The organism is Mesorhizobium sp. B2-3-10 (assembly GCF_006442275.1).
Lineage (GTDB): Bacteria > Pseudomonadota > Alphaproteobacteria > Rhizobiales > Rhizobiaceae > Mesorhizobium > Mesorhizobium australicum.
The window spans coordinates 51,729-71,689 of the sequence record NZ_VFVT01000013.1 but is presented as its reverse complement, the minus strand read 5'-3'; the positions used below and the strand labels follow the sequence as shown (position 1 = coordinate 71,689).

Genomic DNA, 19,961 nt, shown 5'->3' with positions numbered 1-19,961 from the left:
TGAGTTAACCCTTGAAGGTTTGAAATGGGCGCGTCCGGACAGTGGAGGAAACCGTCCGGACGCGTGCGGTCTTGGGCTTGGCATGAAGGCCCAGCCCGGGGAGGATCAGTTTGTGCCCTTGCCGCCGCACTTGCCGGTGGCAACGTTGAAGTTGCCGCACGACAGCGGCTTGCGCCAATCGGAGATCAAATCCTTGGAGTCCGGCAGGTAGTCGGACCATTCGTCGCCCATCACAAGGCCGGGCGTGCGCGAAACCGTTTCGAACTGGCCGTCGGCCTGGATTTCGCCGATCAGCACCGGCTTGGTGATGTGATGGTTCGGCATCATCGTCGAGTAGCCGCCGGTCAGGTTTGGCACAGAAACGCCGATCATGGCGTCGATGACCTTGTCCGGATCGGTGGTGCCGGCCTTCTCGACCGCCTTCACCCACATGTTGAAGCCGATATAATGGGCTTCCATCGGGTCGTTGGTGGTGCGCTTGTCGCTCTTGATGAACTTGTGCCAGTCGGCGATGAACTTCTTGTTCTCGGGCGTATCGACGCTCTCGAAATAGTTCCAGGCGGCGAGATGGCCGACCAGCGGCGCGGTGTCGAGACCGGCCAGCTCTTCCTCGCCGACCGAGAAGGCCATGACCGGGATGTCCTCGGCCTTGATGCCCTGGTTGCCGAGTTCCTTGTAGAACGGCACGTTGGCATCGCCATTGACGGTCGAGACGACGGCGGTCTTCTTGCCGGCCGAGCCGAATTTCTTGATCGCCGAGACTTCGGTCTGCCAGTCGGAGAAGCCGAACGGCGTATAGTTGACCATGATGTCTTCGGCCGCGACGCCCTTGGCCTTCAGATAGGCTTCAAGGATCTTGTTGGTGGTGCGCGGATAGACGTAGTCGGTGCCTTCGAGCACCCAGCGCTTCACCGAACCGCCGTCCTCGCTCATCAGGTAATCGACGGCCGGAATGGCCTGCTGGTTCGGCGCGGCACCCGTGTAGAAGACATTGCGCTCGCTTTCCTCGCCCTCATACTGGACCGGATAGAACAGGATATTGTCGAGTTCGGAAAACACCGGCAGCACCGACTTGCGCGACACCGAGGTCCAGCAGCCGAACACCGCGGCGACCTTGTCCTTCGAGATCAGCTCACGCGCCTTTTCGGCGAACAGCGGCCAGTTGGAAGCCGGATCGACGACGACCGCCTCGAGCTTCCTGCCGAGCAGGCCGCCCTTGGCGTTCTGCTCGTCGATGAGCATCAGCATGGCGTCCTTCAGCGTCGTCTCCGAAATCGCCATCGTGCCCGACAGCGAATGAAGAATGCCGACCTTGATCGTATCATCGGCGGCCCTGGCCGGAGCAGACATCACCAGGCCGGCGGCAACTACGCTCGCCGAGAACATTTTTGCTATTGTCGAGAAATTACCCCTCATGCGGAAGACTCCCAAGCTGGTTGATTGCACCGCGACTATGCAATGCAACCCCCGTGCCAACCGCTGAAGGCATGCGGAAAAGCGCAAAATAGATACATGTTATCAGTGCGTTGCTACATTAGATTGAACGAAACAAAGAGAGCCGGTTAAAAATTGATTGAGGGAAATTTGCGCAATGCACAAGGCATATGCCTAAGTTTTGCCCATATTCTCCAGATGCCTATATTTTGATCTTAGAGGCAGATCGCCGACGGCAAATGTTGCGGCGCGGCGCAAAAATAGGGCAAGCTTGGTCGTTCAAGCGGACGGCATCATGACATCAGCCATTTCACGCATATTCATCGGCATAGTGGCTCTGGCGGCGGCAACCGGAGCGGCCCGAGCCGACTTCAGCGACGGCAGGATGCCCGACGGCATCTATCACTGCGAGGCCTACCTGCTCGGCATGTTCCTCAAGCTCGGCGACATCACCATCAAGGGAAACGTCTATAGCGGCCCGGTCACGTTCGGGACCGCGCAGCAGGGCTACAACTACCAGATGGATGCAAACGGCGTGATCTCCTGGCTGGGACCAGTTGGCGGTTACACCACCGGCGGCAACTCGCTCTCGCTCACCCAGGCAACGCTGGACGGCCAGAGTCCGCCCTCCTTCGACATCATCATGAAGCAGCCCGACGGCGCCTTCACCGCCACGACCTGCACCAGGGGAAGCAATCAATAGATCTTCCCTGGCAATGACACCGCCTCGGTCTGCAACCCTGCCCGTCTTCTCATCTCATCTGGATGTTGCCGAAGGACCGCCAGCCGGTCGGCGCCTGAGGCCATGAAAAAAAGGCGCGGAACTGGTCAAGTTCCGCGCCAGCAGGCAGTCGGGAGGTCAGATGGTTTTCGCCGACATCTGCGCGGCGATATAGTCGGCCTGGCGGATCGCCAGCGACACGATGGTCAGGGTCGGGTTTTCGGCCGCACCCGTCGTGAACTGGCTGCCGTCCGACACGAACAGGTTCTTGATGTCGTGTGCCTGGCCATGCTTGTTGACGACGCCGTCGGCGGCCTTCTCGCTCATCCGGTTGGTGCCGAGATTGTGCGTCGAGGGATAGGGTGGCGTCGGGAAGGTGCGTGTGGCGCCGACCGCATCGTAAAGCGCGGTGGCCTGCTTGTAAGCATGATTGCGCATCGCCGTGTCGTTGGCATGGTCGTCGAAATGCACATCGGCGATCGGCATGCCGTGCTCGTCCTTCTCGTCGCCATGCAGCGTGATGCGGTTCTCCTCGCGCGGCATGTCCTCACCGACAATCCACAGGCCGGCCATGTGGTCGTAGTGGTCGAGCGCGGTGGTGAAGGAACGCCCCCAGCCGCCAGGGTTCAGGAAGGCAGCCATGAAGGGCAGGCCGAGCGACAGCGTCTCGAACTCGTAACCGCCGACAAAACCGCGTGACGGATCATGGCGCGCCTCATCACGGATGATGCCGGCCATGGTTGTGCCGCGATACATGTGCACTGGCTTGTCGAAGATGGCATAGACCGATCCCGTGGTATGCCGCATGTAGTTCTTGCCCACCTGCCCTGACGAGTTGGCAAGGCCGTGCGGGAACTTGGCTGATTCGGAATTGAGCAGCAGGCGCGGGCTCTCGATCGAATTGCCGGCGACCGCCACGATGCGGGCCTTCTGCTCCTGCAGCTTGCCGTCCTTGTCGGCATAGACGACGCCGGTGACCGTTCCAGAGGCGTCATGGTTGATCTTGATCGCCATGGCGTTCGGCCGGACCTCGAGGTGGCCGGTCGCCTCGCCCTTCGGGATTTCGGTATAGAGCGTCGACCATTTGGCGCCCCATTTGCAGCCCTGGAAGCAGAAGCCGGTCTGCTGGCAGGAATTGCGGTCGTCGCGCTCCACCGAGTTGATCGCCATGTTGCCGGTATGGCATTCCTTGTAGCCGAGCTTGTCGGCGCCGGCCTTCAGCACCTTGAAATTGTTGTTGCCCGGCAGGCGCGGCCAGCCATTGGTGCCGGTGACGCCCATCTTGGCTTCCGCCTTGGCGTAGTAGGGCTCCATCTCGGCCAGCGTCACCGGCCAATCCAAAAGGTTGGCGCCTTCCAGCTTGCCGTAGGTCGACAGCGTCTTGAACTCATGCTCCTGGAAGCGCAGCGATGCGCCCGCCCAGTGCGTGGTCGAGCCGCCGACCGACTTGACGATCCAGGCCGGAAGGTTGGGAAAATCCTTGGCCACGCGCCAATCGCCGGATGTGGTGCGCTTGTCCGTCCAGGCGAGCTGAGCGAACGAATCCCACTCGTCGTTGATGAAGTCCTCATATTCGTGGCGGGCACCGGCCTCGAGGATGACGACGTCGATGCCCTTCTGCGCCAGTTCGTTGCCGAGCGTGCCGCCGCCGGCGCCGGAGCCGATGATGACGACCACGCCGTCGTTTTTCAGATCAAATGCTGCTGCCATGGTTTCCTCCCATGAAATCAATTGAATGCGGTTGAGGCGAAGCGGGTCAGAGCCACTCGATGTCGCTGAATCCCCGCGCGATGTAGCCGCCCTTGGAATAGGATTCGCCCTCGTAGCCGAAGATCGGCCAGACCTCCTTCTGGTTGTAGAGGCTGACGACAAGACCGCCGCGAACCGCCTGGAAGAAGGCCGTACCCTCAATGTCCCTGAGCAGCGCGACCCGCTGCTCTTCCCAGCCGAGCCCGCGATAACCGCCCTCGCCGGCTCTCTTGTCGAGATCGGCGATCCCGTTTTCGATAAGCTCCTTGTGAGCCTTGTCCTTGGCGGCCATCTCGTCATGGCCCTTGACCGCGACGGCGTAATATTTGTCAGGGACTTGGTCATGCGGGTAGATATCGCGCGCCAGCTGGATCAGCGTCGCCATTGTCTCGGGCTCCAGAGCCGAGGTTTCCAGCCCCCAGGCATGTTGCGGACTGATGACGGCGCTGCCGGAAATGACGAGCAGCGCGCCGACGCCGCCGCGTTTGAGAAGTTCGCGCCGTGAAAGCCCGGGCTTCCCCTCGTGGATCGTGACCATGTTTTCCTCCCTGCTTGCTGTTCGCACTCGAAAGAGTGCCGTTGCCGGCGCCGCGCCGGTCCGCGCGGCCGGTTGTCCCTATTGGAAGCGCCCTCCGCGCTGCAGGACCTCGACCTTGTAGCCGTCGGGGTCCTCGATGAAGAAGAAGCGGGCGATGAGCGACCCGTCGCGGCTGAATTCGACGATCTTCTTCGGATTGAGGCCGAGAGCGCCGAGCCGATCATGTTCGCTGTCGAGATCGGCGACCGAGACCGCGAGGTGACCGTAGCCATCGCCCAGCGCATAGGGCTCCGCGCGCCCCTTGTTGACGGTCAACTCAACCTCGAAAGGCGCATCGGCATTGCTGAGGTAGACCAGCGTGAAGGTCTCGAAGTCCAGTCGTTGGGCGACCTCAAGGCCGAATGCCCGGGTGTAGAAATCGATGGAGCGGGCTTCGTCGAGAACCCGGATCATGGTGTGGATTGCCTTCGCCAAATCAGACTCCGCAGCTTCATGCTTTCGAAGGTGATTATGCGCGCCGGTGAAGAAAGGTGGTGGCAGCCGACTACCACGCATGGGGTTGGAAAAACGGATATGCCCATCCCAAGGACGTAAGTCTGCCAAGGACGAAAGTCTGATTGCCGTTGACGACCTTCCGGTCGATGATGAAACCGCAGGCAGTGTTCAAAAGGCACCGACCGCCCCGTCGGCGCCCAAGACCAACAAAAACGGGAGGTAACGATGTGCAGAGTCTTTGCCGCACAGGATCCGGAAGGCTATCGTCAGATCAACCGGTCGATCCGCATTGACGGACATTCGACGAGCATCCAGCTCGAGGTCACGTTCTGGGCCTTGCTCGACGAAATCGCCGAAAGCCAGAACCTGACGACGCCGAAATTCATCTCGAAGCTCTACGACGAAGCCATCGAGATCAACGGCGAGATCCCTAATTTCGCGTCGATGCTGCGCACCACTTGCGCACTCTATCTACGCGGCCACCGACCATCCATGGAGGAGGTGTTGAAGCGAGAGGCCGCCTAGCGCCCTTCCGTGGCGACTTCGAGCGCGAGCCGGCTCATGTCGGTGAAAAGCGCCTGGCGTTCGGAATAGTCGGTCTGTTCGCCGGTAAGCAGATTGTCGACGACGGTCAGCAGCGACAACGCCCTCGCGCCGAAATGGGCCGATATGCGATAGAGAGCGCTGGTTTCCATGTCTACCGCCAGCGCCCCGAGCGCCCTTGCGTCGGCATAACGGGCACGCGCTTCAGGATGGTAGAATATATCGGTGCAGGCTGTCAGGCCAGCGTGGTGGTCGATGCCAAGTGCGGCTGCCTTGCTCAATGCGCTAGCCAGCAGCGCCGGATCCGGGCCAACATCGGCTACGTAAAGGCCAAAAACTCGACCGCTCTCGGTATTTTCAGGCCGTGCCGATTGCGAGATCACAAGGCTGCGCAGCTTTGCCTCGGCGCTCAGGCTGCCGCAGGTACCGGTGCGGATCAGTGTTCGGACGCCATAAAAGTCAAGCAGTTCATGGGCGTAGATCAGGAAGGATGAAACGCCGATGCCCGTCGCCTGAATGCTGACAGGCTTGCCGCGAAACAAGCCGGTAAAGCCGAGAGCGCCGCGTCGGCGATTGACGCAGCGCGATGCCTCCAGGAATGTCTGCGCCATCCACTCCGCGCGCTGCGGGTCGCCCGGCAACAAAACCGTGTCGGCGTAATCGCCCTTGCCTGCCTCGATGTGTGGCGTCAACAGCCGCTCCCCCAAGCCCGCCTGCTGTATTTTCAACAATCATGGCGTTGTTACGGCGTTGTGCAAGAGCGCGGCATTGGAAGCACCTAGGATTCAAGGACATCCTTGACGATCGTGGCCAGTTGCTTGAGCGAGAACGGCTTTGGCAGGAAGCCGAAATGCGCCTCCGCCGGCAGGTTCCTGGCGAAAGCGTCCTCGGCATAGCCGGAGACGAAAACGAACTTGATGTCCGGCTGGCGTTTGCGCAACTCTCCGAGCAGGGTCGGCCCGTCCATTTCCGGCATCACCACGTCGGAAACGACGATGTCGACCTTGCCGCCCAGCGCTTCGAACACTTCCAGCGCCTCGACGCCCGAGGATGCCTCGTGAACGGTATAGCCGCGCGAAGTCAGTGCCCGCATGCCGCCCATGCGCACGGCATCCTCATCCTCGACCAGCAGGACCGTCGCCGACCCGGACAGATCCTTGGTGCTATCGGCCGGTTTGACTGCCGCTGCCGCCGGCGCTTCACCGGCTTCGGCTGCCGTTTTCGCTTCCACGATGTGACGCGGCAGGAAGATGCGGAAGGTGGACCCCTTGCCGACTTCGGAATCGCAGAAAATGAAACCGCCGGTCTGCTTGATGATGCCGTAGACCATGGACAGGCCAAGGCCCGTGCCCTTGCCGACCTCCTTGGTGGTGAAGAACGGCTCGAAGATCTTCTTCAGCACGTCGGGCGCGATGCCTGAGCCAGTATCCTCGACTTCGACCACCACATAGTCGGCGGCCGCGAGTTCGCGGTAGGGAAAGCTCTTGCATTCCTCGGCGGTCACGTTGCGGGTGCGCACGGTCAGATCGCCGCCCGCCGGCATCGCGTCGCGCGCGTTGACCGCCAGGTTGACCACCACTTGCTCGAACTGCCCGATATCGACCTTGACCGGCCACAGGTCGCGGCCGTGATCGACCTTGAGCTTGATGTCGTTGCCGACCAGCCGGGCAAGCAGCATCCTGAGATCGGCGAGCACGTCGGTGAGGTTCAGCACTTCCGGCCGCAGCGTCTGCTTGCGCGAGAAGGCCAGCAACTGCCTGACCAGGGAGGCGGCGCGATTGGCGTTCTGCTTGATGTTCATGATGTCGGGGAAGGACGGATCCGACGGCCGGTGATTGGTCAAAAGCAGGTCGGACGCCATGATGATGGCGGTCAGCACATTGTTGAAGTCGTGCGCGATGCCACCGGCGAGCTGGCCGACGGCCTGCATCTTCTGGCTTTGCGCCATCTGCCCTTCGAGCGCCTTCTGCTCGGTCGTCTCGACGGCGTAGACGATGGCCGCTTCCTCGGCTCCTTCGCCGCCGGTGCCATCGGCCACGGCGTTGACGTAGAAACGGATATGCCGCTCATCATTGCCGGGCAGCACGGTCTCAATCGGATCAATGTCGGCCTGCCGCTGCCGGGCTTTCTCGAAAGCCGCGGCAAAGGCCGGCCGGTCGCGGTCATGGATCACCGTGTCGAGCCGCACGCGGCGATCCACGGCATCGCGGTCGACGACCGAGGAAAACAGCGACAGGAACGGTGCGTTGGTGCGCAGGATGCGCCCGCTGGCATCGACACCGGCAATCGCCATCGGCGTCGAATTGAAGAAGCGGGTGAAGCGCACTTCCGAGGCGCGCAGGTCGGCCGAGGCATCCTCGCCCTGTGTGCGGTTGAGCACGATGGTGCGGGTTGGCCCGCCGACGCCCTCACGGCTGGCCGAAACGCGATGCATGAAGCGCACCGGCAGCGCCTCGCCGGTCATCGTCGTCAAGTCGAGATCGATGACCGCATTGCGCGTCGTCCCGGGGTCCGCCTTGACGGAGCGCACCAGCGCCATGCCGTCGCCAGCAACAATATCGGGCAAGGCGACGGCGCCGGGGGTGAAGCTGGCGAGATCGATGCCCAGCCATCCGGCGAGCGTGGCGTTGATGTAGGTGACGCGGCCGTCCTGGTCGGCCGAAAAGAAGCCGGCCGGCGCGTGGTCGAGGTGGTCGATTGCCTTCTGCAGATCGAGGAAGAAACGCTCCTGCTCGGCCCGCTCTTGCGAAATGTCGGCGAGCTGCCAGGCCAGCATCGGCAGCCGCTGGCCCGGGACGCTGAACGCGCGGGCGCGTGCCCGGTACCAGCGCGCGCCCGGTTCGGCGCCGGGCCGGATCGATTGCGCCAGCCGGAACTCGCCGTCGCCCGGCTGCCCGTCACGCAAGCCGGACGCCAGCCGGTAAATGGTCACCGAGGCTTCGGGGACATCGGAGAGCAATCCTTCGACCGTCTTCAGGTCAGCGGCCGATGAGGCGCCGGTCATATCGGCGTAGGCGCGGTTGGCGTAGACGACGCGACCCTTGGTGTCCGTGACCAGCAGGCCCTGCGACATCGAATCGACGAAGGCCTTGGACAGTTCGTCGCCCGTCGAGCGCGGTGTGATCTGCACGAAGCCGATCGCGGTCGCGAACAGGAAGCCGACACCGATCATCGCCAGTACGCCGAGCATGCCGAGCAGGAACGGATCGCCGAGGCGCTCGCGGAAAAGGCCGAAGACGATTGCGGCGCCCGTCAGGACGACGATGAAGATGATAAGCCGGGTGACCGCGCCCGGTCGCGTATTCTGGTCGACGATCGGTGCCGGATAGAAATCGCCGCGCGCTTCCTTGGCCATATGCCCCCTGCTCATGAAATCCGATGTTCCGACACCCGCCCCCAATGCATGTCGCCCAAAAATGACTTCGGTTTTGGGAAAACGACATGCATGAAAAACACGGACCTGAAACGCGCCGCATGAATCCGTTTCAGCGCGACGCGCTTTAGCCGGTTGAATCACATTCTCCTGGTCTGGAAAAGGCCCGGGCGGCAAATGTCGGATAAAAATGCTGTCGGCTGGCCTTCCCTGTGTTTCAAGCTGTTCACGATGCGTGAAAGGCAACTTGCGGTAGCCAGTCGCAACGGTCTAGTGTCGCGTCACTTTCCAAACCGTTCGGGGGAAACCAATGCAGTGGCTGGATAGCGTGGCGGGTCCCGGTTATGCGGCGGCACTCCTGTGGACCTTCGCGGCGCTGATCCTGCTGGTCATCGTTCTCGTCATCGTCAGGCTCGTGCGCAACCTGACCTTCGGCACGTTTGTCGCCGGCGGCCGCAACCGCAAGACGCGGCTCGCCGTCATGGACGCAACCGCCGTCGACAGCCATCGCCGACTGGTGCTGGTGCGACGCGACGACATCGAACATCTGCTTCTGATCGGCGGCCCGACCGACGTCGTTGTCGAACGCGACATCCGCCTCGCCGCGCCGCGCCGTCCGGCGTTGACTGGAGATGGCGGCCTGCAGCCTGTCCCGGCGGCCGCCGCCCCGGCTGCGAAGCCTCGGTCGCCGCAGCCCGCTCCCGTGCCTCCGAGACAAGCACCCGCTCCGCAGCCGGTGGCCATGGCACAGCCTGCCCGCCAGCGTCCGGCGGCGCCACCACCGGCTCCGGCGCCCGCACCGAAACCAGCGGCGCAAACCTATCAATCGACGAATGTCACGCCGCTGCCTGCCTATGGCTCCGCCAACGTCAATGCCGCCAGGCACACGCCGCCACCGCCGACGCAGGACAGCATCGACGACACGCTGATGAAAGAACTCGAGGTTTCGCTCGACCAGCCCCGCTCCGGCGGCCCGGTGGGCAAACCGGCAGCCAAGGCGCCGCCCTCGCTCGACGATGAAATGACCAGGCTGTTGGGCGAACTTTCAAGCCAAAAGAGATGAACTGCGCCTAGGTCAAGAGATGAACTGTCGCCTGCCAGTGACTAGGCTGGCCGGCGTTCAAGCGTGTTCAAATCTATTGAAGGTGGCACGCATCGAACAGAAATGGCCGGATAACCGGCCATTTGGAAATCAATGCAAAGGCGGTCCATCAGTCGTCGCGATAGACTTTTTCACGGCGCTCATGCCGTTCTTGCGCTTCGATCGACAAGGTGGCGATCGGGCGCGCGTCGAGCCGCTTCAAGGCGATCGGCTCACCGGTTTCTTCGCAATAGCCGTAAGTGCCTTCATCGATGCGCTGCAGTGCCGAATCGATCTTTGAGATGAGTTTCCGCTGACGGTCGCGGGCCCTGAGTTCGATGGCGCGGTCAGTTTCCGAAGAGGCGCGGTCGGCGAGGTCGGGATGGTTGGCGTTTTCCTGCTGCAGGATTTCGAGGGTTTCGCGCGCCTCGCGCAAGATGTCATTTTTCCAGGTGACGAGCTTCTGGCGGAAGTAGGATTTCTGCCGTTCGTTCATGAACGGCTCGTCTTCGGAGGGTACGTAATCGGCGGTAACGATGTCGTTCATTCGACTCACCCAACAGCCCCAAATTTGGCGCCTATATATTCGCCACCAGACGCCTGCACAAGCGCAATCAGCCACCGACTCACGCAATTGTTAAAGTGCGTCTCCAGCCTTCTCCGAAGCGGCATAAATCTGTTTTGATGGCGAAAGTACGACGATCCTCGCCCATCGCCCTGCAAGTGATTCGCCGCGCTGAAGCACGCGCACCATTGTGCGTGCGGCTTTTCTCGTGGCTAATCGCGGCAGGACTTCAGCTCTCGGGCACCGTTGGAGGTTGGGTGAGCAGGCTTTATCTGTTGCGACACGCCAAGGCCGGTTGGGCCTTGCCAGGCATGCGTGATTTCGATCGTCCATTGGACGCATCCGGCCGCGCCGATGCCGAAAAAATGGGGACCGCGATGCGTTCCCGCTCCTATGTGCCGGACCTGACGCTGTGTTCCAACGCCAAACGCGCCAGGGAAACCCTCGAGGGTCTGGCCGGCCAGACCGACACAGGCAAGGTGCTGTTTTTGGACGCGCTCTACAGCGAGGACGCGGCCTGCTATCTCCGCCTCGTCCGAGATCATGGCGGCCCCGGTTCATTGCTGGTCATAGGCCACAACCCGATGACGGAGGATCTCGCCATGGCGGTTTCGGGCGATGGCGGCGAGCCGGAGCGGGCAATGCTCAATCACGGCTTTCCAACCACGGGCCTCGCGGTCGTCCGTTTCCCCGGCGATCTGGCGAAAGCGACCCAGGGAGCGGGTTATCTCGAAGCGTTCCTGACACCGGCAGATCCCTGATGCCGATTTCCAGCGCCATTTCAAAGCCGGGTTCCAGCGCCTATATCGGGCGGACGCAAGCCCGAGAGATCATGTTTTGGCATCATCGCTGACCACCTTCACCGACGAGGCAAGAATTGCCCTCGACACATTGTCGGGACGTGCCACCGGACTTTTTTCTCCATCGCTGCGTCTGGGTGTCACGGGTCTCTCCCGCGCCGGCAAGACCGTCTTCATCTCTGCCCTCGTCCACAATCTGATCCACGGCGGACGTCTGCCGCTGTTCGAGGCGCAGAAATCGGGGCGGATCGCGCGCGCCTTCCTCGAACAGCAGCCCGACGACGCCGTGCCGCGTTTTCAATATGAGGACCACATCGCCGCTTTGGTCAACGATCGCGTCTGGCCGGACTCGACCCGCGCCATTTCGGAACTGCGGCTGACGATCGAATATGAATCGGCCTCCGGCTGGAACCGCATGTTCTCGTCGGGCAAGCTGTCGGTCGACATCGTCGATTACCCCGGCGAATGGCTGCTCGACCTGCCGCTGCTCGGCAAATCCTTCGCCGATTTTTCGCGCGAAGCCCTCGAAATGGCCACGCTACCGGTGCGCGAGGACCTTTCGCTGGCCTGGCGAGCGATCTCGGCGGAAATCGACCCGAATGCCGACGCCGAGGAAATGACGGCGCGCCGGCTGGCTGAAAGCTTCGCCGCCTATCTCAAGGCATGCAAGCTCGACGAACGGGCGCTTTCGACCTTGCCGCCCGGCCGTTTCCTGATGCCCGGCGATCTCGAAGGCTCGCCCGCGCTGACTTTCGCGCCGCTGGCCGGCCTGGGCGACAGGCGCGCGCGCAACGGCTCGTTGCACGCCATGATGGAACGGCGCTACGAGGCCTACAAGACGCATGTCGTCAAACCGTTCTTCCGCGAGCACATCACGCGCCTGGACCGCCAGATCGTGCTCATCGACGCCATGCAGGCGCTGAACGCCGGGCCTGGTGCCATGGCCGACCTGGAGCGCGCCGTCACCGAGATCCTCAGCTGTTTTCGCCCCGGCCGGGGCAGCTTCATTACCGACCTTTTCTCCCGGCGTATCGACCGCATCCTGGTCGCGGCGACCAAGGCCGATCATCTGCACCACGAAAGCCATGACCGGTTGCAGGCGATCGTGCGGCGCCTTGCCGACCGCGCCGTGGCGCGGGCGAATTTCACCGGCGCCGATGTCGACGTCGTCGCCATGGCGGCGGTGCGCGCCACCCGCGAAGGCACCGTCAAACAGGGTCGCGAAACATTGCCTGTTATCATCGGCACGCCGATCGCCGGCGAGAAGATCGATGGTGAAACATTCGACGGAAAGACGGAAACAGCTATATTTCCTGGTGATTTACCGGAGAACATTGATGCTGTTTTCGATCTTTCGGGGCCGGATCACAGGCAGGACTCCACGGACCCGGCAATCCGCTTCGTCCGGTTCCGTCCGCCGAAACTCGAACGCACGGCCGAAGGTGTCACGCTGTCGCTGCCCCATATCAGGCTCGACCGCGCCTTGCAGTTCCTGATCGGAGACCATCTGGCATGACCGCGCCCCGCAAACCGGCGGCATTCCGCATCGAGCCGGAAGCCGCGCCGAAACAAGACGCGCCACAAGCCCGCCAGACCGAACCGTCGCGCAGACCGCGCTCCATGAAGGCCGATGTGGCGCTGGTCATCCCGGCGGAGGTCGACGTTTTCGACGAACCGGACGCTATTGCCGCCGAGCCGCCGCCATCGGTCGCCCCCAGAAGGCGCTCGGTTCTCGGCAGCATCTTCTTCGGCGCCTTCGGCGTGCTGGTTTCGCTGGCTGTCGGCCTGTGGACCGACCAGTTGATACGCGATCTCTTTGCCCGCGCCGAATGGCTGGGCTGGCTGGCCGCCGGGATGGCGGCGATTGCGCTGCTGGCGCTGCTGGTAATCCTGATTCGCGAGTTCCTGGCCATCGCCCGCCTCGCCGAGGTCGAAAAGCTGCAGAAGCGCGCGCTCGATGCCATCGCGCGCGACGATCCGAAGGCGGCACGCGCGGTGGTCGACGAGTTGTCGGCCTTTGTCGCGGCCAAACCCGAGACCGCTGCCGGCCGGCGCGCGCTGGCTGAATTGCGCGGCGAGATTATCGACGGCGCCAATCTGGTGCGCCTGGGGGAGGCGGAAATCCTCGGCCCCCTTGATGTCAGGGCCAAGGTGATGATTCTCGAGGCCGCGAAGCGGGTCTCGCTGGTGACGGCGGTGAGCCCGCGCGCGCTGGTCGATGTCGCTTATGTCGTGTTCGAGGCCGGGCGCCTCATCCGCCGGCTGTCGGAACTCTATGGCGGACGGCCCGGAACGCTGGGTTTCTTCCGCCTGGCGCGCAGCGTACTGGCGCATCTGGCGGTCACCGGTTCGATCGCCATCGGCGACAGTTTCGTCCAGCAGATCGTCGGCCACGGCCTGGCGGCTCGCCTCTCGGCAAAGCTGGGCGAAGGCGTCGTCAACGGCATGATGACGGCGCGCATCGGTATCGCCGCGATGGAGACGGCGCGTCCCCTGCCCTTCAGCGCTGCCAGGCGCCCGGGGCTGGGCGATTTCCTCGCCGCATTGACGTCGTTCGCAGCCAAGAAAGACGCCGAAACAGCCGGCTCCGGCAAATAGCGTCCAGCTCTTCGGGACGATGATCGGACTGCTGTTTCGAGGGCCCGCGGTGACGAAGCATTAACCAATCTTCTTCATGGTCGAACCGGTTTCAAATAGCCTCGTTGTTGCCGGGTGTCGTCGATGAAAAGCGTAATTCTGTCCAGCGTCCTGCCCCTGGCGGCGGTGATCACAGCTGTCGTCGGCATTGCCTCGGCGGCCTCTGCCACGGAACCGGACAAGCAGTTTTTCCAGTCGGCCGAAGGCAAATGGGTTGGCCCGGGCGAAATCGTCGCCGGCAAATACAAGGGCACGAAATTCAACTGCAGCTTCACCGGCTCCACGCCGGACGGCAAGATGGGCATGACACTGGACGGCGGTTGCCGGGTCGGCATGTTCACCCAGCCCATGTCGGCCAAGATCGAGCGCAAGGGCCGCGACTACAAGGGTTCCTTCATGGGTGGCGCTGCCGGCGCCGGCCTCGACATCATCGGCGGCAACGTCGTCGACGCCCACAAGGTGGTCTTCACCATCAACCGCAACCAATTGCGCGGTGTGATGCAGGCCCGCATTCCCGACGACAATTCCATGACCGTAACGGTTGCCGTGCGCGTTCAGGACCAGTTGGTGCCCGTCATCGGCATGAGCCTGAAGCGCGTCGATGCCGTGGAAGTCGGCTCCATCGCGCCGAACTGAGCGCACCTCACCTCTATTCTTTACGAATTCCGGACGGAAAAACACTTCTCCTGGGATTACTCGAATACACCCCACGAAACAAAGAGGCGGCGGCCCATCGCCACCGCCTCCTTGGAAACGGACGAACCAGGCGTTAGCCCTTGATCGCCTTGGTCAGCTCGTCATACGCCTTGCAGGCATCGGCCAGGGTCGTGGAACCCTGATACTTGGTTGTCACCGCCTGAACCTTGGCGGTCAGGTCAGCCGCCTTGGACGGATCCTTGGTGATCGCCTCCTGCAGCGCGGCGGCCATGTCCTGCGCCTTCTTGGTCGCGATCTCGGTCGTGCATTCCGGCGCCTTCGAACAGGCCGAGCCGGCAAGCACCGCCAGCCCGGCGGCAACGAGCAAAAACTTCTTCATGTCAGTCATCTCCTCAAAAGGGTGCGACTTGATCGCCGCTCACCCCCAATGGCCGAAGCCGAGCGTGCTTAGCCTTCGATTGCGGCAACAAGCAACGCGCCTATGGCGTAAACTTGTGTAAAGAGCCTGCAACATTGCGGCGGTTCGAGTTCGATGTCAGCTGGAGCAAAGTTCAGCCGCGAGGCTGCAGCAGAGCGAGCACAGCTGTCGATGCAGCAAGGATGACCGTAACGGTCAACGGCGCCGTGGCACCATAGGTGTCCACGACATAGCCACCGACAACCGCGCCGATCGTGATGGCAACCTGGAAAGAGACGACCATCAGGCTGCCCGCTGCTTCCAGCGCGTCAGGTGCCGCACGCGAGAGATTGGTTGGCAGCACCACCGGCCCCATGCCGAAGGCGAAGCCCCAAAGCGCGACGAACCCGAAGGCAACGCCAATGTGCACGCCCCAAAGCACCAAGGCGAGCGCCGCAACCGCCATTAACGCCGCGGTGACCACGAGAGCCATGTGAATATTGGCATCGGCCATGCGGCCGCCGGCAATGTTCCCGATCACAGCGGCGATGCCAAACCCAAGCAGAGCCAGGGCGATTGGACCGGTTGCAAGCAGCGTGACGTGTTCGAGGAAGGGGCGCACATAGACAGAACCAGCAAAATGCCCCGTCATCAGCAAGACAATAGCCAGCATGCCGATTTGAATGCCGCGCCGCCGTGTAAGCCGAAACACGTCTGCAAGACTGTTGCTTGCTGTCGCCGGCAAGGTCGGCAGGCTGAACAGCTGCGCCAACATGGCCAAAACGGCCAGCCCCGCTGTCATGGCCATGGCGCTGCGCCATCCCAGCCAGTCGCTGATCAACGCCCCCATGGACGGCGCGGCAATGGTAGCGAGCGAGACACCGAGGGTAACGATAGCCATGCCACGGCCTGTCGCTTTGGCGCCAACCAGCCTCGCCACGACGGCAACCGAAAGTGCCCAGAAAGCGCTGAGAGCGATCCCCAGCCCGGCGCGGCCTAACAACAACAGCCAGAAATTGGGTGCCAGCGCCGCAAGGATATTGGAAGCCACCGCCAAGGCCATGAGACCGACCAGCACCGTCTTGCGGTTCAGTCGGCCGATGAGAACATTGCTTAACATGGCCGTCACGGCGCCGACGGAAGCGGTGGCGGTGACGACCTGTCCGGCCGTTCCCTCACTGATACCGAGATCGCGCGCCATTGGCGTCAGCAGGCCTGCGGGCAGGAATTCGGCTGACACCAGGGCAAAGCTGGTGGCCGCCAGTGAAATGACCGCAAACCAGGTGGCTGCGCTCCACGCGGCCGGCGTGTCGGCATCAAGGCCAATCGCGGCGTCTTCAAGCTGTAATGTTGTGTCTGTCACGGAAAGATCTCCAAAGTTTGGAGATCTTGATAGACGAGTTCTGTCGGATGATATGTATCTTAAAATCCGAAATTCATGTCTATTCGTCCGGAATTTGTGCGACGCACAATTCCCGGCGAGACATTGGTGATGCGCTTGAACGCGCGAGCGAAGGATGCCTCGGAATCATAGCCCAAACGAGTAGCGACCTCGGCAACCGACAAACCGCTCTGCCCCAACAACTCGCGGGCAAGCTGCATGCGCAGGCGAGCGAGATAGCGTGCGGCACCCTCGCCCAATACAGCGCTGAAACGCGCGGCGAAAATCGATCGCGATTGGCCTGCCACGCTCGCAAGGCTTCCCAGCGTCCAGTCGTGGCCGGGGTCTCGATGCATGGCCGCCAGGGCGCGGCCGATATGGGGATCCCGGATGGCTGCGAGCCAACCTGTGGTCGAGGCTCCGTTGCAATTGACCCAACAGCGGATGAGCCGGGCTGTCAGCAAATCCGCCATACGCGACAAGATGGTGGCGCTGCCCATCTGCGGTTGCGCGGCCTCCGTCGTCATGGCCGCCAGCAAAGGACCAACGACCGGGTCATTGCCGGCCACGTCGCAACCCTTGATGACAGCCGGCATCAACGTGATCAATGGATTGAGCGCACAGGAGTCCAAGGCCATGGAGCCGCAGAAAAGGGTGCTTGTCGCGCCCGTTCCTTCCCGCACCACTTCGCAGACATTGCCCCCCAACTTGATCACCTGGCAGCCCTCGAGCGAGTCGCCCACCACGTCCGGCGCACTCGCCAGCCGATGGGCGATGCCCTGCGGCAGCAGCACCAGATCGCCATCGCGCAACTCTTGCCAGCCCTGCGCTTCGGTGTGAATCCAGCACGGACCCTGGCCGACAAAGTGAAAACGAAGCAGCGATTGTCGCGGAAATTCTATGCTCCATGGATGTCGGAGCTCGCAGCGGCCATAGTTGACGCCACTCAGGCGAAAATCTTGCAGGACCTCGCTGAGCGCATCCATCGGGATATGGGACGGCGAAGACGGCTGGGACGAACGGTCAAGCATGTAGCCGATATATACGCCGAACGTCCCGCAGACAAGGGGAGACCGTTGTTCCTCCGGGGGAGTCGCACCGACAGCACCCTACCTTTCCTGGCAGGCTTCCCGCCCTTGCCTCCCGCTCCCACTGCATGCAAGGAGTGCTATACGACAAAGGGACGGATCATGGCGGCAGAGGCAGCGGGCAGCGATCTCATTCAGGTGGTGGCATTGCTGGCGGCGGGCGTGGTGGCCGTCCCGATCTTCAAGCGCATGGGTCTCGGTTCGATTCTCGGTTACCTGGCCGCCGGCGTGGTGATCGGTCCGTTCGGCCTCGGCGTCTTTTCCGAATCGGGAGCCATCCTCCATGTCGCCGAACTCGGCGTGGTCATGTTCCTGTTCATCATCGGCCTGGAAATGCAGCCGTCGCGGCTTTGGGGCCTGCGCCTCGAGATCTTTGGGCTGGGCGCGCTTCAAGTCGGCGTCTGCGCGGTGCTCTTGACTGGTGTCGGCATGGCCGGAGGGTTTCCGATCGCGCAATCCTTCGTCGCCGGCGCCGGTTTCGTGCTGACCTCGACGGCCATCGTCATGCAGCTTCTGGAGGAGCGCGGCGAAATCGCCGCGCCCAAGGGCCAGCGCATCGTCTCCATCCTGCTGCTGGAGGACCTGGCCATCGTGCCGCTGCTCGCCTTGATCGCCTTCCTGGCGCCGGGCGGTGCCGGTACCAGCCTGTCGGAGCGGCTGACCGAGGTCGGCATCGGCCTCGCCGCGATCATCGGCCTGGTGGTGGCGGGACGCTACCTCCTCAACCCCTTCTTCCGCATCCTGGCGGATGCCCGTGCGCGCGAAGTGATGACGGCTGCGGCTCTGCTGGTCGTGCTCGGATCGGCGCTTGCCATGCAGCTCAGCGGCCTGTCGATGGCGATGGGCGCGTTCCTGGCCGGCGTGCTGCTCTCGGAATCGACCTTCCGCCATCAGCTTGAAGCCGACATCGAGCCGTTCCGCGGCATCCTGCTCGGCCTGTTCTTCCTGGCGGTCGGCATGTCGCTCGATCTGCATGTGGTGGCCGCGAACTGGAAGCTGATCGCCGTCTACGTCGTGGCCTACATGGTGATGAAGGCTTTCGGCATCTACATTGTCGCCCGCATCCTGAAATCAGGCCACCGCGAGGCACTGGAGCGCGCGGTCTTCATGGCGCAAGGCGGTGAATTCGCCTTTGTGCTCTATTCCGCGGCCGCCGCCGTCGGCATCATCGACGGCCAGGCAAACGCAACGCTGACCGCGATAGTCATCATCTCCATGGTGCTGACGCCGCTGGCGATCATCGCCTTGCGCTATTTCACGCCACGGGACGAGCAGTCGCTGGACGGCGTCGAAGTCGCCGACGGCCTGTCCGGCAGCGTGCTGATCATCGGCTTTGGCCGCTTCGGCCAGATCGCCAGCCAACCCCTGCTCTTGCGCGGCATCGACGTCTCGATCATCGACAACGATGTCGAGATGATCCAGGCGGCCGCCGATTTCGGCTTCAAGGTCTATTATGGCGACGGCACGCGGCTGGACATCCTGCACGCGGCCGGGGCCGGCCGGGCGCGGGCCGTGCTCATTTGTGTCGACAAGCCCGACGCCGCCATCCGCATCGCCGAACTCGTCAAGGCTGAGTTCCCCTTGCTTACGGTGCTGGCCCGTGCGTTCGACCGCGGCACGGCGCTGCAGCTCATTCGCGCCGGCGTCGATTATCAGCTGCGCGAAACCTTCGAATCGGCGCTCGTCTTTGGTGGCTCGACCCTCGAGGCGCTGGGCGTCGATCCCGAGGACGTCGCCGAAACGATCGAGGACGTCAGGCGCCGCGACACGGCCCGGTTCGAGACCCAGCTCGCCGAAGGCATCCGCTCGGGACAGCGTTTCCTGAAAGGCAATATCGGTACGCCGATCCCGACCCCGCTCTCCACGCCCCGCCGTCCTGGCCAGGCGCTCAACGAGGAAACGGCCGGCGTCCTGCATAAATCCGAATCGGCGGATTGAGGGAGTTAGGCATGGAATTGGACAGCAGAGCCCTGTCGATCACCAAATTCTGGCGCGACGCCGGCGAGGATGCTTGGTTCGAGAAGAACGACGCTTTCGATGCCGATTTCCGCGACCGCTTCCTCGATCTCCACTACGCCGCAGCGCGCCGTGAATGCGATGTCTGGTCAAGCCATGCCGAGGGCTCGCTGGCGCTGATGATCCTGCTCGACCAGTTCCCGCGCAATTGCTTTCGCGGCACCGGCCACATGTTTGCGACCGACCCACTGGCAAAGCATTTTGCGCAAAAAGCGGTCGATGCCGGCCACGATCTGGCATTGGAACCGGAAGTGCGTGTGTTCCTCTATTTGCCGTTCGAACATTCGGAAAATCTTGCGGACCAGGAGCGGTCGGTCGAACTTCATACCGCCAGGGCCGAGTTCAATCTGAAATACGCGCTGGAGCACCGCGACATCATCCAGCGCTTCGGCCGCTTTCCGCACCGCAACCGGATGCTTGGCCGCGAGACCACGGCTGAGGAAAAAGCATTCCTGGATGACGGTGGTTTCTCCGGCTGATCCGCGA

General features: G+C 62.7%; 19 protein-coding genes. 9 read left to right on the top strand and 10 right to left on the bottom strand.

Features of this window, described 5'->3' with window-relative positions:
* Window positions 1–105 precede the first annotated feature (105 nt).
* The gene (urtA, locus tag FJ943_RS28295; RefSeq protein WP_246671954.1) at window positions 106–1,386 is read right to left on the bottom strand and encodes an urea ABC transporter substrate-binding protein; all 1,281 of its coding nucleotides are present in this window, start codon (window positions 1,384–1,386) and stop codon (window positions 106–108) included.
* A 343-nt stretch (window positions 1,387–1,729) separates the two neighbouring features.
* Between urtA and FJ943_RS28290 the strand changes: the two genes are divergently transcribed.
* On the top strand, window positions 1,730–2,137 hold the full coding sequence (locus tag FJ943_RS28290) for a hypothetical protein (protein WP_140726841.1): 408 nt from the start codon (window positions 1,730–1,732) through the stop codon (window positions 2,135–2,137).
* A 156-nt stretch (window positions 2,138–2,293) separates the two neighbouring features.
* Here FJ943_RS28290 and FJ943_RS28285 read toward each other — a convergent pair whose 3' ends face one another.
* The 3 genes from FJ943_RS28285 to FJ943_RS28275 all read right to left on the bottom strand — a co-directional run bounded on the left by FJ943_RS28285 (window position 2,294) and on the right by FJ943_RS28275 (window position 4,916).
* Window positions 2,294–3,865 carry a GMC family oxidoreductase gene (locus tag FJ943_RS28285; protein ID WP_140726838.1) on the bottom strand — a complete coding sequence of 524 codons (1,572 nt, stop codon included), beginning with the start codon at window positions 3,863–3,865 and terminating at the stop codon, window positions 2,294–2,296.
* A gap of 46 nt (window positions 3,866–3,911) precedes the next feature.
* Window positions 3,912–4,442: a gluconate 2-dehydrogenase subunit 3 family protein gene (locus FJ943_RS28280; protein WP_140726836.1), complete on the bottom strand. Its 531-nt coding sequence runs from the start codon at window positions 4,440–4,442 to the stop codon at window positions 3,912–3,914.
* Window positions 4,443–4,520: 78 nt separating this feature from the next.
* On the bottom strand, window positions 4,521–4,916 hold the full coding sequence (locus FJ943_RS28275) for a VOC family protein (RefSeq protein ID WP_015317693.1): 396 nt from the start codon (window positions 4,914–4,916) through the stop codon (window positions 4,521–4,523).
* A gap of 246 nt (window positions 4,917–5,162) precedes the next feature.
* On the opposite strand from FJ943_RS28275, the gene FJ943_RS28270 reads away from it, so the two are divergent.
* Entirely contained in the window at window positions 5,163–5,462 is a 300-nt protein-coding gene (locus FJ943_RS28270) for a ribbon-helix-helix domain-containing protein (RefSeq protein WP_015317692.1), read from the top strand.
* Here FJ943_RS28270 and FJ943_RS28265 read toward each other — a convergent pair.
* Both FJ943_RS28265 and FJ943_RS28260 read right to left on the bottom strand, forming a co-directional pair.
* Entirely contained in the window at window positions 5,459–6,172 is a 714-nt protein-coding gene (locus FJ943_RS28265) for a DeoD-type purine-nucleoside phosphorylase (protein ID WP_140726833.1), read from the bottom strand. The genes FJ943_RS28270 and FJ943_RS28265 overlap by 4 nt on opposite strands.
* Before the next feature lie 86 nt (window positions 6,173–6,258).
* Entirely contained in the window at window positions 6,259–8,835 is a 2,577-nt protein-coding gene (locus tag FJ943_RS28260) for an ATP-binding protein (RefSeq protein WP_140716916.1), read from the bottom strand.
* Window positions 8,836–9,163: 328 nt separating this feature from the next.
* On the opposite strand from FJ943_RS28260, the gene FJ943_RS28255 reads away from it, so the two are divergent.
* On the top strand, window positions 9,164–9,916 hold the full coding sequence (locus tag FJ943_RS28255; RefSeq protein WP_015317689.1) for a flagellar biosynthetic protein FliO: 753 nt from the start codon (window positions 9,164–9,166) through the stop codon (window positions 9,914–9,916).
* Between the two features lie 148 nt (window positions 9,917–10,064).
* On the opposite strand, the gene dksA is transcribed toward FJ943_RS28255, so the two are convergent.
* Entirely contained in the window at window positions 10,065–10,481 is a 417-nt protein-coding gene (gene dksA, locus FJ943_RS28250; RefSeq protein ID WP_015317688.1) for an RNA polymerase-binding protein DksA, read from the bottom strand.
* Between the two features lie 275 nt (window positions 10,482–10,756).
* Between dksA and FJ943_RS28245 the strand changes: the two genes are divergently transcribed.
* The 4 genes from FJ943_RS28245 to FJ943_RS28230 all read left to right on the top strand — a co-directional run bounded on the left by FJ943_RS28245 (window position 10,757) and on the right by FJ943_RS28230 (window position 14,572).
* On the top strand, window positions 10,757–11,260 hold the full coding sequence (locus tag FJ943_RS28245; protein ID WP_140726830.1) for a histidine phosphatase family protein: 504 nt from the start codon (window positions 10,757–10,759) through the stop codon (window positions 11,258–11,260).
* Between the two features lie 76 nt (window positions 11,261–11,336).
* On the top strand, window positions 11,337–12,815 hold the full coding sequence (locus FJ943_RS28240) for a YcjX family protein (protein WP_140726827.1): 1,479 nt from the start codon (window positions 11,337–11,339) through the stop codon (window positions 12,813–12,815).
* A complete protein-coding gene (locus tag FJ943_RS28235; protein WP_140726824.1) occupies window positions 12,812–13,897 on the top strand; it encodes a TIGR01620 family protein in 1,086 nt (361 codons plus the stop codon). The genes FJ943_RS28240 and FJ943_RS28235 overlap by 4 nt, the downstream gene beginning before the upstream one ends.
* A 123-nt stretch (window positions 13,898–14,020) precedes the next feature.
* Window positions 14,021–14,572, top strand: a complete 552-nt coding sequence (locus FJ943_RS28230; RefSeq protein WP_015317684.1) for a hypothetical protein — start codon at window positions 14,021–14,023, stop codon at window positions 14,570–14,572.
* Window positions 14,573–14,705: 133 nt separating this feature from the next.
* On the opposite strand, the gene FJ943_RS28225 is transcribed toward FJ943_RS28230, so the two are convergent.
* The 3 genes from FJ943_RS28225 to FJ943_RS28215 form a co-directional block, all read right to left on the bottom strand.
* Window positions 14,706–14,972 carry a hypothetical protein gene (locus FJ943_RS28225; RefSeq protein ID WP_015317683.1) on the bottom strand — a complete coding sequence of 89 codons (267 nt, stop codon included), beginning with the start codon at window positions 14,970–14,972 and terminating at the stop codon, window positions 14,706–14,708.
* 172 nt (window positions 14,973–15,144) lie between these two features.
* Complete coding sequence (locus FJ943_RS28220; RefSeq protein ID WP_140726821.1) at window positions 15,145–16,353, bottom strand: MFS transporter; 1,209 nt, start codon at window positions 16,351–16,353, stop codon at window positions 15,145–15,147.
* 59 nt (window positions 16,354–16,412) lie between these two features.
* Complete coding sequence (locus FJ943_RS28215) at window positions 16,413–17,402, bottom strand: AraC family transcriptional regulator (RefSeq protein ID WP_181174665.1); 990 nt, start codon at window positions 17,400–17,402, stop codon at window positions 16,413–16,415.
* A 159-nt stretch (window positions 17,403–17,561) separates the two neighbouring features.
* Between FJ943_RS28215 and FJ943_RS28210 the strand changes: the two genes are divergently transcribed.
* Window positions 17,562–19,397: a monovalent cation:proton antiporter-2 (CPA2) family protein gene (locus tag FJ943_RS28210; protein ID WP_140726815.1), complete on the top strand. Its 1,836-nt coding sequence runs from the start codon at window positions 17,562–17,564 to the stop codon at window positions 19,395–19,397.
* An 11-nt stretch (window positions 19,398–19,408) separates the two neighbouring features.
* Window positions 19,409–19,954, top strand: a complete 546-nt coding sequence (locus tag FJ943_RS28205; RefSeq protein WP_140716840.1) for a DUF924 family protein — start codon at window positions 19,409–19,411, stop codon at window positions 19,952–19,954.
* Window positions 19,955–19,961: the final 7 nt, after the last annotated feature.

Excerpts from the sequence above, each read along its gene's own strand:
- dksA (WP_015317688.1), bottom strand. The coding sequence starts at position 10,481 with ATGAACGACATCGTTACCGCCGATTACGTACCCTCCGAAGACGAGCCG.
- FJ943_RS28270 (WP_015317692.1), top strand. The coding sequence starts at position 5,163 with ATGTGCAGAGTCTTTGCCGCACAGGATCCGGAAGGCTATCGTCAGATC.
- FJ943_RS28235 (WP_140726824.1), top strand. The coding sequence starts at position 12,812 with ATGACCGCGCCCCGCAAACCGGCGGCATTCCGCATCGAGCCGGAAGCC.
- FJ943_RS28225 (WP_015317683.1), bottom strand. The coding sequence starts at position 14,972 with ATGAAGAAGTTTTTGCTCGTTGCCGCCGGGCTGGCGGTGCTTGCCGGC.
- FJ943_RS28260 (WP_140716916.1), bottom strand. The coding sequence starts at position 8,835 with ATGGCCAAGGAAGCGCGCGGCGATTTCTATCCGGCACCGATCGTCGAC.
- FJ943_RS28205 (WP_140716840.1), top strand. The coding sequence starts at position 19,409 with ATGGAATTGGACAGCAGAGCCCTGTCGATCACCAAATTCTGGCGCGAC.
- FJ943_RS28280 (WP_140726836.1), bottom strand. The coding sequence starts at position 4,442 with ATGGTCACGATCCACGAGGGGAAGCCCGGGCTTTCACGGCGCGAACTT.
- FJ943_RS28285 (WP_140726838.1), bottom strand. The coding sequence starts at position 3,865 with ATGGCAGCAGCATTTGATCTGAAAAACGACGGCGTGGTCGTCATCATC.
- FJ943_RS28210 (WP_140726815.1), top strand. The coding sequence starts at position 17,562 with ATGGCGGCAGAGGCAGCGGGCAGCGATCTCATTCAGGTGGTGGCATTG.
- FJ943_RS28255 (WP_015317689.1), top strand. The coding sequence starts at position 9,164 with ATGCAGTGGCTGGATAGCGTGGCGGGTCCCGGTTATGCGGCGGCACTC.
- FJ943_RS28215 (WP_181174665.1), bottom strand. The coding sequence starts at position 17,402 with ATGCTTGACCGTTCGTCCCAGCCGTCTTCGCCGTCCCATATCCCGATG.
- FJ943_RS28230 (WP_015317684.1), top strand. The coding sequence starts at position 14,021 with ATGAAAAGCGTAATTCTGTCCAGCGTCCTGCCCCTGGCGGCGGTGATC.
- urtA (WP_246671954.1), bottom strand. The coding sequence starts at position 1,386 with ATGTTCTCGGCGAGCGTAGTTGCCGCCGGCCTGGTGATGTCTGCTCCG.
- FJ943_RS28290 (WP_140726841.1), top strand. The coding sequence starts at position 1,730 with ATGACATCAGCCATTTCACGCATATTCATCGGCATAGTGGCTCTGGCG.